Below are 15,186 nucleotides of genomic sequence, written 5' to 3'. Positions count from 1 at the left end.
GGGGCCCTGTCCGGGGTAGGGGTCCTGCCCAGGGGCGGGGCCCTGTGAGGGGTAGGGGCCGGGTTCCGCATCGGAGCCCGGTACGGGGCCGGAGAGTTCGTGGGGCACGACGAGCTCGCTCCACACCTGCTTGCCGCCGCTCACGGGCACCGAGCCCCATGCCGCCGACAGCGCCTCCACCAGGAACAGGCCGCGGCCGCCCGTCGACTCCCAGTCGGCCATGACCGGCTTGGCGGGCGCGCGCGGCGACGCGTCGCTGACGGCGATCCGCAGCCGGTCACCGGCCAGCGTCAGATCGAGGCGTACGGGCCCCTGGGTGTGGATCAGGGCGTTGGTGACCAGCTCGGACACGACGAGCAGCACGGAGTCCGCCTCCTCGGCCACGCCCCAGGTCCGCAGCGTACGGGCGGTGAAGCGGCGGGCGTGCATGACGGCGTCGGGGAGCCGCCACACCACCCAGCCGGCGCGGATCGGACGGACCTTCATTCCGTCGTAGCGCAGCAGCAGCAGCGCCACGTCGTCGGCGCGGCGGGTTCCGTCGCCGAGGAGTGCGTCGGCCATGCGGCCGGTGTCGGACGGGTCCGCCGCGGCGAGCAGGCCGCGCATCCGCAGCATGCCCTCCTCCAGGTGCAGGCTGGCCGACTCGACCAGACCGTCCGTCATCAGCGCGAGCACGGTGCCGGGGAGCAGTCCGACGGCCGTGATGGGGTACTCCGCGTCCGCGAGCACGCCGAGCGGCAGACCGCCCTCGGCGGTCACCTCAGCCGTACGGCCGTCCGGGTGGCGCAGCAGGGGTGCGAGGTGGCCGGCCCGTACGAACCAGGCGTCGCCCTCCTCCATGTCGAGTTCGACGTAGCAGCAGGTGGCGAACAGGTCGGTCTCCATGCCGACGAGGAGCCGGTTGGCGTGGGAGACGACGACGTCGGGCGGGTGCCCCTCGACGGCGTACGCCCTGATCGCGGTCCGGATCTGGCCCATGATCGTGGCCGCGCCCGCGCTGTGGCCCTGGACGTCGCCGATGACGAGAGCGACGCGGCTCTCGGACAGGGGGATGACGTCGTACCAGTCGCCGCCCACCTCCAGACCGACCATGGCGGGCAGGTAGCGGGCGACGGCCACTCCCCCGGCGAGCTCCGGGAGTCTGCGGGGCAGCAGGCTGCGCTGGAGCGTGGTGGCGAGCTCGTGCTGGGCGTCGAAGGCGTGGGCGCGTCGGAGCGCCTGGCCGACGAGTCCGGCGGTGGCGGTGAGCAGGGACCGTTCCTCGGGGCCGAACTCGTGCGGCTCGTCCCAGCCTGCCAGGCACGCGCCGATGACCCGGCCTTCGGCGGGCAGCGGCAGCACGGCGAGGCCGCCGGGGCCGACGCCCGCGAGGCCCGGTTCGAGTTCGGCGCCCGCCGGGCAGAGGCCGACGCGGACCTCACGGAGCGCGGCGGCGAGCGTGGGCAGGGCGCGGATCGAGGTGTCGGGCCACTCGGACCGCCATTCGGAGCGCCAGATCTCCGGCCAGGCCGCGGGGTCGGGCGGGTCCAGGACGGTGACGACGAGCCGGTCCGCCTCCAGGCCGGCGAGCGCGACGCGGTCGGCGCCCAGCAGCGGAGCGCGCAGCGCGTCGACGACGACGCGGCCGACGTCGTGCACGGTCATGGTGGCGGCGAGGGACGCCGAGAGGCGCTGCACCATGGCCACCTCGTCGGCGCCGGGGCGCAGCGACGAGGCGTCCACGACGACACCGAGGACCCGTTCGGGCCGCCCTGACGGGTCGGTGAGGACGCGGGAGCGCATCCGCAGCCAGCGCAGTTCTCCGTTGGGGCGGCGGATGCGGAACTCCAGCTCCCTGCTGGTGGCGGTGGCCTTGCCCGGCTCGACCAGCGACATCAGGGCGGGCATGTCGTCGGGGACGGTGTGCGCGAGCAGGGTCTCGACGCGGCCGTCGAACGCGTCCGGGGCGATGTCGACCAGTTCGAGCAGCCGGGCGTCGGCGGTGATCCGGCCGGTCTGAAGGACGAGCGTGAACGACCCGACCCGGTCCGGGTCCAGGACGTGGCCGGGCATGCCGTGCCGATGCCCGCCCGCCGGGGCCCGGGGCTCCGCGGCCTGGCGCTCCGCAGACCGGGGCTCCGGGGCCTGAGCCCGGGGCGCCGGAGCCGGACCCGCGGGGGGCCGGGGCTCAGCCACAGGCGGGGGCTCAGCCGCGGGCCGGGGTTCAGCCGCAGGCCGGGGCTCAGCCACAGGCGGGGCCTCATGGGCCGGGCCCCGCGCCGCCGGCCCCGCATCGGGTGCGCTCGGAGCGGCGGGGGTAGGGGCAGGCGCCGGGGCCGGAGCCGTCGGCAGCAGGCCCGGGTCCGGTTCGCGGGCCGGTTCCGCGGCCACCTCCAGGCGGGCGGCGAGCTGCTCGGCGTACAGCTCCAGGAATCCGCGCCGGTCCGGGTCGAAGCCCTCCCCCGTGTCGTCCACGACGACGAGGCAGCCCAGCCGCCGGTCCTCCGCGACGCCCACCGGCAGGACGCCCAGCGCGGCGCCCCGCGAGACGCCCGGGGCGAGGCTCTCCGGTACCGCCTCGCCCCGCGCCGCCAGTTCCGAGGCGGTCAGCCACAGGGGCCTGCCGCTGCGGAACACCTCGGCGACCGCGGAACGCCCGGACACGGCGTACGAGGCGGGCCGGCCGGGGAGCGCGGGCGCGGCCTCGCCGTCTGCGCCCACGGGTCCTGCGAGCCTCAGCTCGGCGCCGCTCCCGCTCGGGACGTACACGGCCGCGAGCGTGGCCCCGGCGAACACCAGGGCCTGCTCCGCCGCCCCGTCCCGCGCGCCGGGGGACCGCAGCGCGCCAGGGGCTCCGCCTGCGAGGTCCGCCCGCAGTCCCGGAGCTCCAGCCGCGGCGCCACCTTCGCTGGACACTTCGCCATCACACCTCACCCTCCATACTGGGCGTCCTCGGAGGTGAGGGGCCAGTCCAGCGGGACCCCAAGTGGACTCCGGAGCGTCCGGTGCGTGCCGGCCCCGCCCGAGGTCAGCGCACAGGCGGGACGGAGACCGCCAGGGTCATCTCGACCGGCACGTCCCCGTCGTTGCGGTACGCGTGCGCGACGTTCGACTCGAAGACGGCCGACATCCCGGGCCCGACCTGGTGGGCCTCCTCGTCGACCACGAGCGTGAGCTCGCCCGCCTCCACGTGCAGCAGCTCGACGGTGCCGTCCGGATGCGGGTCGGAGGTGCTGGCGTCGCCCGGCATGAGCGTCCAGGACCACAGTTCCAGCGGGCCGCGCGCCTCGGTGCCGACCAGCAGGGTGCTGTGGCTGCCCGACGGCGTCGACCACATCCGTACCGCCTGCTCGGCCGGGACGACCCGGACCTGCGGGCCCTGCTCGTAGTCCAGGAGCGTCGTGATGGAGACGCCCAGCGCGTCGGCCAGCTTGACCGTGGTCCCGACACTCGGGTTCGTCCGGGCCTGTTCGATCTGGATGATCATGCCCCGGCTGACGCCGGAGCGGGCGGCGAGTGCGTCCAGTGTGAAGCCCCGCTCCTTCCGCCAGCGTTTGAGGTTGCGGGCGAGGGACTGCGTGAGCTGATCGAGGTCCGACACATTCCGTCCAATATTATGGATGACAGAGTTCAATGGACTGCACTACGGTGTGGTGCACCCCCGTGTTCACCGCACTGTACTGCGAGGCCGTCATGACCGTTCTGTTCGCCCTGTCCACCAGCCTGCTGTGGGGGCTGGCCGACTTCGGCGGCGGCCTCCTCACCCGGCGCACGCCCGCCCTCACCGTCGTCGTGGTCTCGCAGACCATCGCCGTCGCCGTCCTCGGCGCGGTCGTGCTGGCGACCGGGGCCTTCAGCGAGGCCGGGCCGCGGCTCTGGTTCGCGGTCGCGGCGGGCGTGCTCGGCCCGGTGGCGATGCTGGCGTTCTACAAGGCGCTGGCCATGGGCCCGATGGGCGTGGTCTCGCCGCTGGGCTCGGTCGGTGTCGTCGTCCCCGTGTCGGCCGGGCTGCTGCTCGGCGACCGGCCGGGGCCGCTCCAGCTCGCCGGGGTCGCCGTGGCCGTCGTCGGTGTGGTGTTGGCGGGCGGGCCGGAGCTGCGCGGGGCGCCCGTCCAGCGGCGGACGGTCCTGCTCACGCTGGTCGCGGCGTTCGGGTTCGGTGGCGTGATGGCGTTCATCGCCGAGGCGTCGACGACGGTGACGGGCCTGTTCCTGGCGCTGTTCGTGCAGCGGGTCACCAATGTCGCGGTCGGCGGGGCGGCGCTGTTCGTGTCCGTACGGCGCGGTGGGCGTGCGCTGCCAGAGGACGGCGGGATACGGGTGGTGTGGGCCGCCCTGCCCGCGCTGGCGTTCGTCGGCCTGGCGGACGTCGCGGCCAACGGAACGTACGCGATCGCCGCCCGGCTCGGGCCGGTGACCATGGCCGCGGTCCTCGCGAGCCTGTACCCGGTGGTGACGGCGCTCGCCGCGCGCGGGGTGCTCAAGGAACGGCTGAGGGCGGTGCAGGCGGCCGGCGCGGGCCTGGCCCTGGCGGGCTCGGTGCTGCTCGCGGCGGGCTGACGGGGGCGGGGCGGGGAGCGGGGGCCGGTCGGCGTCCCGTGCCTCAGTTGCTCTCCCACCGCGCCAGCGCCGCGAGCTGCGCCGCCGTGACGTGCTCCGGTATCGGTACGGGCGGGGGCGTACGCAGCGGGGGCTCCCAGCCGTTGTCGGGGTCCCAGCGGCGTACGACGCGGGCCGGCGCCCCGGCGACCACCGCGTGGTCGGGCACCTCGCCCCGTACGACGGCACCGGCCGCGACCACGACGTTGCGGCCGATCCGGGCGCCCGGCAGGATCACCGCGCCCGTACCCAGCCAGCAGCCGGGCCCGATCTCCACGGGCGCCGAGCGCGGCCACTGGCGGCCGACCGGCTCGTGCGGATCGTCGTAACTGTGGTTGGTCGAGGTGATGTAGACGTACGGCCCGCAGAACGTGTCGGAGCCGATCGTCACCGGCGCGTCGGCGACGACATGGCTGCCGCGCCCGAGCACGACGCCGTTGCCGAGGGTGACCACCGGGTCCGGCCCCAGGTCGAGGCCCGGCAGCATGCCGGCGCTGAGCGTGACCTGCTCGCCGATGATGCAGCACTCGCCCAGCTCGATCCACTCCTCGCCGAACACCGCGCCCTGCGGGAAGGCCAGCTTGGTGCCCGCCCCGATCCGGCGGAACCGCAGCGGCCCCGGGCGCTCGGCGCTGACGGCCCCGGCCTCCTGCACCCACCGCCACCCGCGGTGCACCGCACGGGACAGCACACGGCGGCGCCAGGCGGCGAGGGAGGAGAACGTGTTTCTGTTCCTGGGCACCCGGACACGGTAGTGGCCGCGATCATCGCTGGTCAGGGCGCGGCGCTGTGATGTTCGCCCCACCGTCGGGGCGGCGGAGGACGTGGCATACGGTTCCGGAGGCGCGACGACGAGGGAGCTGAAGATGACGGAGCGACCATTGATCACCACGGTGGGCGGCAAGGAACCGCGCCTGGACGCGACCGCCTTCGCCGCGCCGACGTCCGTCGTGGTCGGCGAGGTGACGATGGGTCCGGGGGCGAGCGTCTGGTACCACGCCGTGCTGCGCGCGGACTGCGGGCCGATCGTCCTGGGCGCGGACAGCAACATCCAGGACAACTGCACGGTCCATGTCGACCCGGGCTTCCCGGTGACCGTGGGCGAGCGGGTGTCCGTCGGACACAACGCGGTCCTGCACGGCTGCACGGTCGAGGACGACGTCCTGGTCGGCATGGGCGCGACGGTCCTGAACGGCGCCCACATCGGCGCGGGTTCGCTGATCGCCGCGCAGGCGCTCGTCCCGCAGGGGATGCGGGTCCCGCCGGGCTCGCTGGTGGCGGGCGTACCGGCGAAGGTGAAGCGGGAGCTGACGGACGAGGAGCGCGAGGGCATCCGGCTGAACGCCGCGATGTACCTGGAGCTCGCGGGCGCCCACCGCGAGGCCCACGCCAAGGAGTCCTGAGTCCTGAGTCCGGACCCGTGACCGGCACCCCGGTGAAACGCGCTGCCCGCCCGGCCGAGGCGTCGTCCGGCGGGCGGGCAGCGTGGTGTCGGTGGGTGGTGTCGGCCGACCGGGTCAGTCGGCCGCGGCCGCCGCGGCGACGGACTCCTTCCGCGGCGCGGCTTCGACCGACGCGGCGGCGGGCTCGGCGGCCGGCTTCGCTGCGCCCGTCTCCGCCACGGCCGGCTTGGCCGCTGTGCGCTCGGCCTCGGACTTCTCCGTCGCCTTCTTGGCGCGGTGCTTCAGGACCAGCATCGACGTGACGCCGACCGCCACCGCCAGGACGAGCCCCAGCCACGAGAACCGCTTCAGCCACGCCTCGGCCACGACACCCACCGAGTAGACGACGGCCGTCGTGCCGCCCGCCCACAGGATGCCGCCGAAGACGTTGGCGATGAGGAACTTCCAGTACGGCATGCGCAGCACACCCGCGAGCGGCCCGGCGAAGATCCGCAGCAGCGCCACGAACCGGCCGAAGAAGACGGCCCACATGCCCCACTTCTCGAAGGACCGCTCCGCCATGGCGATGTTGGCTTCGCTGAAGTGCTTGGGGAACTTGCCGCCCAGCCAGGTGAGCAGCGGCCTGCCGCCCCTGCGGCCGATGGCGTAGCCGATCGAGTCGCCGATGATGGCGCCCGCCGTGGCGCACGCGCCGAGCACGTACGGGTTGATATCGCCGTGCTGGGACGCGAGGAGCGCGGAGCTGACGAGGACGATCTCGCCCGGCAGCGGGATGCCGAGACTTTCCAGCCCGATCACCACACCCACCAGGATGTAGATGCTGACCGCGGGAACGGTCTCGAGCCACTCCTGGACGTGCAACGCCGGTTCCTCCGTATTTCGACGAGTGACCTCTGGGGCCAGGGCAGCCTACCGGGTCACGTGGGGAGCACCTCGCCACGTGTGCCGAGCCGCTGATCACGGGAGGAGACGCCCGGACGGCCCGTCCGGTTGCCTCCCCGTACGCGGCCGCCCCCGCACCCGGAGCGGGGTGCGGGGGCGGCCGGAGATCAGGTCAGGCGTTGGGGCGCAGGGTCCAGGTGATCGTCATCTCGCCCGTCACCGCGCCGTCCTCGCGCGTGATGGCGATGTGCACGGGGAACTCGGGGCGCTGTCCGGCGTCGAGCTCGGCGATGACCTCGTCGCGGGTGCGGCCGAGGGTGGCGGTCGCGGTGACGACGCCCATGGCGAGCTTCTTGTAGCCGATCTCGGCCTTGACGGCGAGCGGTACGGCCCGGCCCATCTGGTCGCCGAAGGCGCCGATGACGATGGCGCCGCTCGCGGACTCGCCCAGCGTGAACATCGCGCCCGCGTGCGGGCCGCCGACGTGGTTGTGGAAGTCCTTCTGGTCGGGCAGGCGCAGCACCGCGCGGTCGGCGGTCGCCTCGACGACCTCCAGGTTCAGGGTCTTGGCCATGGGAACGGTGGCCAGCAGCATCTCGCCGATGTTCGGCAGCGTCTCGGACATACCCCGAAGTTACCAGGCAGTAGCTTCGCCGGGAAGCCTGCCGGGAAGCCGGTGCGCGCCCCCTGCGAGCGGCCCGCACCGGGGCGGCCGTGGCACCCGTGACCCCGTCCCTCTATGGTTACTGGCCATGTGGCCAGGACAGCAGCCGCCCGGGGGCGAGCAGAACCCGCAGGACCCGAACACGCCGAATCCCTATCAGCAGCCGGGGTATCAGCCGAATCCGTACCAGCAGCAGCCCGGCCAGCCGGGGCAGCCGCCGCAGCCCGGGCAGCAGCAGGGGTACGGCTATCCGCAGCAGCAGCCCGGGTACGGGCAGCCCAACCCGTACCAGCAGCCGACCGCGCCGCAGTACGCCGTTCCCGGGCAGCCGCCCGGCCCGGCCGTGCCGCCGCCGTCGTCGGGTGACCGGCGTACGACGATGATCGTGGCGATCGCCGCGAGCGTCGCCGTCCTGGCCGCCGCCGGTGTGACCGGGTATCTCGTCCTCGGCGACGACGAGAAGGAGCCGGTCGCGCAGAGCAGCCCGTCGCCGTCGCAGGCCGCGTCCGCGCCCGCGTCGCCCTCCACCGACGCCACGCCGTCGCCGGCCGAGAACCCGCGCGGCGGCTCCGGTGCCGCACAGCCGACGATCGCCGGCTGGAAGGTCGTCTACAACCCCAAGTACGGCACGCTGTTCGACATCCCCGCGGACTGGGAGGTGCTCGGTTCGGGCATGCTCACGGGCTTCGAGGACGAGAAGGCGGGCGACGGCACCCCCGTCGTCTCCATGACCGCGCCCGGCCGCTACAAGAGCGAGTGGTGCACGTTCGACGACGACAAGGACGGCACCGCCGACAAGTGGAGCCTCGCCACGGCCGGTACGAAGGGCGGCCAGGGCGCGAAGGACACCGCCGAGGCCGCGTACAACGAGGCCGGCAACTGGGTGTGGGCGGCGTACGCGCAGACCGAGCCGAAGGGCACCGTCAAGATCACCAAGGCGGTCCCGTACACCACGAAGTCGGGCCTCTCCGGCCACCTCGCCACGGCGACCGCGCTCAACACGAAGCACGAGAACAAGTGCGACACGGACGGCAAGTCCTTCGCGTTCTCCTTCAAGAACGCGAAGGGCGACTTCAGTTCCTGGGTGCTGTACGCCAACACCGGCATCAAGGACGAGCTGCCGGACGAGAAGATCAAGCAGATCCTCAGCACCGTGCGGCTGGCCGAGGACGGCGCGAGCTCCTGACGCGAAATCCGTTTGGCGGCGGGGGTGACCACCGGCGATAGTCCGGTAGGTGAGCACCCCCGCCGTCCCGGCACATCCCCGCCGCGGCCACCGCCGCCCCGAATGGGCGGGACACAACTACGTCCTGCTGACCGCCGCTGCGATCGTCACCAACCTGGGCGCCAACGGCGCGACGATCGCGGCGGCGTTCGCGGTCCTGGAGTCCGGCGGCGACGCCGGAGACGTCGGCCTCGTCGCGATGGCCCGCTTCCTGCCCCTGGTTCTCTTCCTCCTCATCGGCGGTGCGGTCGCCGACCGGCTGCCGCGGCACCGTGTGATGGTCGCCGCCAACGCCCTCAACTGCGCCTCGCAGGCGGTCTTCGCCGCACTCGTGCTGTCCGGCCACGCCACGCTGTGGCAGATGATGCTGCTCACCGGTCTGTGCGGCACCGGCCAGGCGTTCTTCAACCCGGCCGCCGAGGGCATGCTGATGTCCAGCGTCAGCGGGGAGCAGGCGAGCCGCGCCTTCGCCGTGTTCCGGGTGGCGATGCACGGCGCGAGCATCGGCGGCGCGGCGCTCGGCGGCGCGATGGTCGCCGCCCTGGGCCCCGGCTGGGTCCTCGCGTTCGACGCGGCCGCGTTCGCGGTCGCCGGAGTGCTGCGCGCGTTCCTCGACGTCAGTCACATACCGGAGCGGGAGCCGGGCGGAGGGCTGCTGGCCGATCTGCGCGAGGGCTGGCAGGAGTTCGTCGGCCGCCCGTGGCTCTGGTCGATCGTCGCCCAGTTCTCCGTCGTCGTGGCCGTGATCGGCGCGGTGGACGCCGTGTACGGGCCGCTGGTCGCCCGCGACACGCTGGGCGGCGCCCGGCCGTGGGGCCTGGCGCTCGCGGCGTTCGGCGTGGGCACGCTCGGCGGTGCCCTGCTGATGATGCGCTGGAAACCGCGGCGCATGCTGCTCGTGGGCACGCTGTGCGTGTTCCCGCTGGCGCTGCCGTCGGCGGCGCTGGCGGTGCCGCTTCCGGTGTGGGGCCTGGTGGCGGCGATGTTCGTGTCCGGTGTGACGATCGAGGTGTTCGGTGTGGCGTGGATGACGGCGCTGCACCAGGAGATCCCCGAGGAGAAGCTGTCGCGGGTCTCGGCGTACGACTGGTTCGGCTCGACGGCGATGCTGCCGCTGTCCACGGCCCTGGCCGGCCCCGCGGAGAGCGCGTTCGGGCGGCCGCAGGCGCTGTGGGGGTGCGCGGCGCTGGTGATCGTGGTGACGGCGCTGGTGCTGCTCGTTCCGGACGTACGGAATCTGACGCGGCGTACGAAGGAGGTGTCGGCCGGTCCCGCGTCCGCCGGGGCCGCGCCGTCAGCCGATGCCGAAGGCCCCGTCGGGCGGCTCGGGTGACGCCACGGCGTCCACGTCCCGCACGAGCGCGGCGCCGCCGACGAGCCGGGCCAGCGACGTGCCGTGCTCGACCCGCGCCGGGAACGGGTCGGCGGCCGTACGGCGGGCCAGCACGGCCGTGTCCACCGGGGCGTGCGACGCCACGAGCAGCACGTTGCCGAACCGCCGCCCGCGCAGCACGGCGGGTTCCGCGATCAGCGCCAGCTCCGCGAACACGGCGGCGAGCGTGGCGAGTTGGGAGCGGAGGAATGTGAAGGGCGCCCCGTCCGCCAGGTTGGCGGCGTAGGTCCCGTCCGGGCGCAGCACCCGCTCCACCTCGCGCGCGTACTCGACGGACGTCAGATGCGCGGGTGTCCGCGAGCCGCCGAACACATCGCCGACGACGAGGTCGGCCGAGTCCGCCGGCGCAGCTTCCAGCCACGCCCGCGCGTCCGCCCCGTGCACGGCGATCCCGGAGCCCTCCGGCACCGGCAGGTGCTCGGTGACCAGCGCCAGCAGCCCCAGGTCCGCCTCCACGACGTCCTGCCGCGACCCCGGCCGGGTCGCCGCGACGTACCGGGGCAGCGTGAGGGCGCCGCCGCCGAGGTGGACCGCGTCGAGCGGTGCGCCCGCGTCGGCGGCGCCGTCCACGACATGGGCGAGCCGCCGCGCGTACTCGAACTCCAGGTGCGTCGGGTCGTCGAGGTCCACGTACGACTGGGGCGCGCCGTCGACGGTCAGCAGCCAGGCCCGCCGCCGGTCGATGTCCGGCATGAGCTTGGCGGTGCCGCCGTCGACGGCGCGGAGTACGGGAGTGGCCTCGTTCACCCCTCCATTGTCCCCGTGGGCAGCGGCATGTCGCCCACGGGGACGGCGGTCACAGACCTCGGTCAGAGCACCTCGGTCAGAGCACTCGGTCAGAGCACCTCGGTCACGGTGCCCGCGCCGACCGTGCGGCCGCCTTCGCGGATCGCGAAGCCGAGGCCCGCCTCCAGCGGGACGTCGCGGCCCAGCTCGACCGTCATGGTGACCGTCTCACCCGGCCGGGCCACGGCCGCGTCGCCCAGGTCGATGTCGCCGACCACGTCCGCGGTGCGGATGTAGAACTGCGGCCGGTAGCCGGTCGACACGGGCGTGGCGCGTCCGCCCTCGCGTCCCGACAGCACGTACACCTGCGCCGTGAAGCGGCGGCGCGGTACGACGCTGCCGGGCTCGGCCACGACGTGCCCGCGGCGGACCGCGTCGCGCGGCACACCGCGCAGCAGCAGCGCGACGTTGTCGCCGGCCTGCGCGGAGTCCATCGGCTTGCCGAAGGTCTCCAGACCGGTGACGACGGTCTCCAGGCCGTCGGCGCCCAGCACCTGCACGCGGTCCCCGATCCGCACCGTGCCGCGCTCCACGGCGCCGGTGACGACGGTGCCGCGCCCGGTGATGGTGAGGACGTTCTCGACGGACATGAGGAACGGCGCGTCCACATACCGCACGGGCATCGGCACATACGTGTCGACCGCGTCGAGCAGCGCCTCGACGGCGCCGGTCCAGCGCGGGTCGCCCTCCAGGGCCTTGAGCCCGGAGACCCGTACGACGGGGACGGTGTCGCCGCCGTAGCCGTGGGCGGTGAGCAGCTCGCGCACCTCCAGCTCGACGAGGTCGGTGAGCTCGTCGTCGCCCGCGTCGGCCTTGTTGAGGGCCACGACGATGTGGTCGACGCCGACCTGGCGGGCGAGCAGCACGTGCTCGGCGGTCTGGGGCATGATCCCGTCGAGCGCGGAGACGACGAGGATCGCCCCGTCGAGCTGGGCCGCGCCCGTCACCATGTTCTTGACGTAGTCGGCGTGGCCGGGCATGTCCACGTGCGCGTAGTGGCGGGTGTCGGTCTCGTACTCGACGTGCGCGATGTTGATGGTGATGCCGCGCCGCGCCTCCTCGGGGGCCCGGTCGATCCGGTCGAAGGGGACGAAGGCGCCGCTGCCGCGCTCGCTGAGGACCTTGGTGATGGCGGCGGTGAGCGTGGTCTTGCCGTGGTCGACATGACCCATGGTGCCGATGTTGAGGTGCGGCTTGGTGCGGACGTATGCCGTCTTGGACATGGCTGGGCTGGTTCCTTCCGGAACTCGAAGCGTGGGGGACCCCTCGGCCTTGCCGACCCTCCCCGTACGGGGTCCGCCGGACGATCGATCCGGGAAGGGTCAGCTTCGGGCGCCGTCCAGGACGATGGCGGCAGCCTTCGGCGCGTCCGCGACTGCGGACGGCGCTGCGAGGAAGGCGTACCGGAACATGGCAACGATCCTGCCGTGCCGGACGGTGGGGCGTCGAACGGTTTTCGCGGTGGTCGTCACGGCGATCACACGCCCGTGTCGGTTACTCTCCCCGGATGTTCGAGCCCGTCACCCGGCCCCCGGCCGCCGGCCTCGCCCCGCGCTGCTCGCGGGTGCTCCTGTCACCGTGGTCCCGGCTGTCCCTGCTCGTCGTGATGCTCGCGGCGGGCGCGGCGGCCGTCCTCGCGTACGAGCCGCAGCGGCTGCTCGCGGGCGGCGCCTGGCCGCCGCACATCGGCGGCGGGGCGGCCGCGGCGGTGCTGTTCGGGCTCGCGTACGGGGTGTGCACGGCGGCCTTCGTGCCGCGTCCGGTGCTCAACCTGGCGGCGGGCGCGCTGTTCGGGACGCAGGCGGGGCTCGCGGCGGCGGTCGGCGGGACGGTGCTGGGGGCGGGCATCGCGTTCACGCTCGGCCGGGTGCTGGGACAGGACGCGCTGCGGCCGCTGCTGCGCGGGCGGTTCCTGGAACTGGCGGACGGTCAGCTCAGCAGGCACGGGTTCCGGTCGACGCTCGCGATCCGGCTGTTCCCGGGGGTGCCGTTCGCGGCGGCCAACTACTGCGCGGCGGTCTCGCGGATGGGCTACACGCCGTTCCTGGTGGGCACGGGGCTGGGCTGCGTGCCAAACACGGCGGCGTACGTGGTCGCGGGCAGCCAGGCCGGGTCGCCGACGTCCCCGGCCTTCCTCCTGTCGACGGCCTTCATCGTCGTGAGCGCGCTGGCGGCTTCGGTGGTCGCCTGGCGCAAGCGCGACCGGCTCCGCGGCCGCGTCCGGGGCGAGGGCCGGGTCCGGGGCGAGGTGACACCGCTGGGCGACACCGGATGATCACCGTCCGTTCACCCTGAGGCGATACGCTGCACCGACTCAACGACCGCACACGCACATTTCGGGACGGCCCTGGCCCCATGAATTGGTTCGAATCGCTCATCCTCGGACTCGTCCAGGGGCTTACGGAGTTCCTCCCGATCTCCTCCAGCGCCCATCTGCGTCTCACCGCCGCCTTCGCCGGCTGGCAGGACCCGGGCGCCGCGTTCACCGCGATCACTCAAATCGGCACCGAGACCGCCGTCCTCATCTACTTCCGCAAGGACATCGCGCGGATCCTGACGGCCTGGTTCCGGTCGCTGACGGACAAGGCGATGCGCTCCGACCAGGACGCCCGCATGGGCTGGCTGGTGATCGTCGGCTCCATTCCGATCGGTGTGCTCGGCGTGACCTTCAAGGACCAGATCGAGGGCCCGTTCCGCGATCTGCGGCTGATCGCGACCACGCTCATCGTGCTGGGCATCGTGCTCGGTGTGGCCGACTGGCTGGCGTCGCGCGGACGGGCGGGCGGCCGGCACCGTGCGGCACAGGACCGCAAGACGCTCCAGGACCTCGGTATCAAGGACGGTCTGATCTTCGGCATGTGCCAGGCGATGGCCCTGATCCCGGGCGTCTCCCGGTCGGGCGCCACCATCAGCGGCGGTCTGCTGATGAACTACACGCGCGAGGCCGCCGCCCGCTATTCGTTCCTCCTCGCGATCCCCGCCGTCATGGCGTCGGGCCTCTTCGAGCTGAAGGAGGTCAGCGAGGCGGCGCACGTGGCCTGGGGGCCGACCCTCTTCGCCACGGTCATCGCCTTCGGCGTGGGATACGCGGTCATCGCCTGGTTCATGAAGTTCATCACGACGAAGAGCTTCATGCCGTTCGTGATCTACCGGGTAGCGCTCGGGCTCGTGCTGTTCGCGCTGATCTGGCTGGGCGTCCTCAGCCCGGACGCCGGCCAACCCACGCACTGAGACGGCGGGGGGCCGCCGGCGGGGGGGATGACCGGCGGCCCATGGTCCCGGGGGTTCGTTCCGGCCCGGATCCGTACCCATGAGAGTGCCGCAGAACGGACCGCCCGCGCGAGGGTGTACGCCGCATATATGCACGTGCGGGTTTCACACCCCGTGTGAAGGCCACGCGCCCCGCCCGTCTCCCCCGGCCCGCACAGGCTGCGATCTTCCGCCCGGCGGCGCACGCTGGAGGCATGCCGTGGCAGGCCCCCGTCGTCGTGCACCGGCCGACCGCCGGTGGCGGGCGGCGCGTGACCGTGCGCGGCCGGATCGTGGGCCTCGCCCACAATGACGCGGACCTCATCGAGTTCCTGCGGCGCGCCGGCCTGGAGGAGGCCGACATCGATCTCGACGACCCTCACCTCGTCGAGTGGCGCGGCGGACGCGCGCACCACTGGGAAGCCGCATGACGGCCTGGGCGTCGCCACGCGGAAGCGTCGTGCACAGGGCCTGGCGCGTCGGACGGGGCGGGCGGACACTGGTGCGATGACGCAGCGCGTGGACCTGGCCACCGTGATGGACCGGCTGGCCATCGACGAGTTGATCAGCGGATACGCCGTGGCCGTCGACGACGCCGACTGGGACGCGTACCGGCGGCTGTTCACATCGGACGGCCACGCCGACTACCGGGCCGCCGGCGGCATCGCCGGACCGTGCGGCGAGGTGGCCGACTGGCTGGCGGAGTCGATGCGGCGGTTCCCTGTGCGCCAGCACCTGATCGTCAACCGGCGGGTGCGGCTGGAGGACCTCGGCGGCTATCCGGGCGACAGCGCCGACGCGCTGGCCGACTACGTGACCCCGATGTACGCCGCTGCGGAACCGGACGCGGACGGCTTCACAGCGGGCGGGCGCTGCCGCTTCGCGCTGCGGCGCACCGCGGACGGCTGGCGGCTGCGCTCGGTCGAGATGCGCGAGAAGTGGCGCCGTACCGGCCCCGGCGTACTGTCCGTGGAGTGATCTCCTCCGCCACACTGGAGTTCCCACA

At 73.5% G+C, this 15,186-nt stretch carries 15 protein-coding genes; 8 read left to right on the top strand and 7 right to left on the bottom strand.

Annotated elements, in window-relative coordinates; translation table 11 throughout:
- Both HTZ82_RS25695 and HTZ82_RS25685 read right to left on the bottom strand, forming a co-directional pair.
- A partial coding sequence (locus tag HTZ82_RS25695) for a SpoIIE family protein phosphatase (RefSeq protein ID WP_309235683.1) occupies positions 1-2,895 on the bottom strand: 2,895 nt, incomplete at its 3' end.
- A gap of 112 nt (positions 2,896-3,007) precedes the next feature.
- Positions 3,008-3,580 (bottom strand): helix-turn-helix domain-containing protein, encoded by a 573-nt coding sequence (locus HTZ82_RS25685; RefSeq protein ID WP_175411790.1) that lies wholly within the window; start codon positions 3,578-3,580, stop codon positions 3,008-3,010.
- 92 nt (positions 3,581-3,672) lie between these two features.
- Between HTZ82_RS25685 and HTZ82_RS25680 the strand changes: the two genes are divergently transcribed.
- On the top strand, positions 3,673-4,539 hold the full coding sequence (locus tag HTZ82_RS25680; RefSeq protein WP_175411792.1) for an EamA family transporter: 867 nt from the start codon (positions 3,673-3,675) through the stop codon (positions 4,537-4,539).
- A gap of 43 nt (positions 4,540-4,582) precedes the next feature.
- Here the strand turns inward: HTZ82_RS25680 and HTZ82_RS25675 are convergent, their stop codons facing one another.
- On the bottom strand, positions 4,583-5,320 hold the full coding sequence (locus HTZ82_RS25675; RefSeq protein ID WP_175411789.1) for a DapH/DapD/GlmU-related protein: 738 nt from the start codon (positions 5,318-5,320) through the stop codon (positions 4,583-4,585).
- Positions 5,321-5,444: 124 nt separating this feature from the next.
- Here HTZ82_RS25675 and HTZ82_RS25670 point away from each other — a divergent pair, with 124 nt between their 5' ends.
- Complete coding sequence (locus tag HTZ82_RS25670) at positions 5,445-5,981, top strand: gamma carbonic anhydrase family protein (protein WP_175411788.1); 537 nt, start codon at positions 5,445-5,447, stop codon at positions 5,979-5,981.
- Between the two features lie 114 nt (positions 5,982-6,095).
- Here HTZ82_RS25670 and HTZ82_RS25665 read toward each other — a convergent pair whose 3' ends face one another.
- Together HTZ82_RS25665 and HTZ82_RS25660 are read right to left on the bottom strand one after the other, a co-directional pair.
- Entirely contained in the window at positions 6,096-6,842 is a 747-nt protein-coding gene (locus HTZ82_RS25665) for a DedA family protein (protein ID WP_175411787.1), read from the bottom strand.
- A 193-nt stretch (positions 6,843-7,035) separates the two neighbouring features.
- Positions 7,036-7,488, bottom strand: a complete 453-nt coding sequence (locus HTZ82_RS25660; protein WP_175411786.1) for a DUF4442 domain-containing protein — start codon at positions 7,486-7,488, stop codon at positions 7,036-7,038.
- A 127-nt stretch (positions 7,489-7,615) separates the two neighbouring features.
- Between HTZ82_RS25660 and HTZ82_RS25655 the strand changes: the two genes are divergently transcribed.
- Complete coding sequence (locus HTZ82_RS25655; RefSeq protein WP_175411785.1) at positions 7,616-8,713, top strand: hypothetical protein; 1,098 nt, start codon at positions 7,616-7,618, stop codon at positions 8,711-8,713.
- A 49-nt stretch (positions 8,714-8,762) separates the two neighbouring features.
- Complete coding sequence (locus HTZ82_RS25650) at positions 8,763-10,085, top strand: MFS transporter (RefSeq protein ID WP_175411784.1); 1,323 nt, start codon at positions 8,763-8,765, stop codon at positions 10,083-10,085.
- Here HTZ82_RS25650 and HTZ82_RS25645 read toward each other — a convergent pair.
- Positions 10,047-10,892 (bottom strand): spermidine synthase, encoded by an 846-nt coding sequence (locus HTZ82_RS25645; RefSeq protein ID WP_175411783.1) that lies wholly within the window; start codon positions 10,890-10,892, stop codon positions 10,047-10,049. The genes HTZ82_RS25650 and HTZ82_RS25645 overlap by 39 nt on opposite strands.
- Before the next feature lie 89 nt (positions 10,893-10,981).
- The gene (tuf, locus tag HTZ82_RS25640; protein WP_175411782.1) at positions 10,982-12,154 is read right to left on the bottom strand and encodes an elongation factor Tu; all 1,173 of its coding nucleotides are present in this window, start codon (positions 12,152-12,154) and stop codon (positions 10,982-10,984) included.
- Between the two features lie 284 nt (positions 12,155-12,438).
- On the opposite strand from tuf, the gene HTZ82_RS25635 reads away from it, so the two are divergent.
- The 4 genes from HTZ82_RS25635 (at position 12,439) to HTZ82_RS25620 (ending at position 15,158) form a co-directional block, all read left to right on the top strand.
- Positions 12,439-13,206 carry a TVP38/TMEM64 family protein gene (locus HTZ82_RS25635; RefSeq protein WP_175411781.1) on the top strand — a complete coding sequence of 256 codons (768 nt, stop codon included), beginning with the start codon at positions 12,439-12,441 and terminating at the stop codon, positions 13,204-13,206.
- Positions 13,207-13,286: 80 nt separating this feature from the next.
- Complete coding sequence (locus HTZ82_RS25630) at positions 13,287-14,162, top strand: undecaprenyl-diphosphate phosphatase (protein ID WP_175411780.1); 876 nt, start codon at positions 13,287-13,289, stop codon at positions 14,160-14,162.
- 233 nt (positions 14,163-14,395) lie between these two features.
- A complete protein-coding gene (locus tag HTZ82_RS25625) occupies positions 14,396-14,611 on the top strand; it encodes a hypothetical protein (RefSeq protein ID WP_175411779.1) in 216 nt (71 codons plus the stop codon).
- A gap of 76 nt (positions 14,612-14,687) precedes the next feature.
- Complete coding sequence (locus HTZ82_RS25620; protein ID WP_175411778.1) at positions 14,688-15,158, top strand: nuclear transport factor 2 family protein; 471 nt, start codon at positions 14,688-14,690, stop codon at positions 15,156-15,158.
- Positions 15,159-15,186 lie beyond the last annotated feature (28 nt).

It is taken from the genome of Streptomyces sp. TRM64462 (assembly GCF_013362995.1).
Lineage (GTDB): Bacteria > Actinomycetota > Actinomycetes > Streptomycetales > Streptomycetaceae > Streptomyces.
This window is presented reverse-complemented; position numbering and strand designations above follow the sequence as displayed.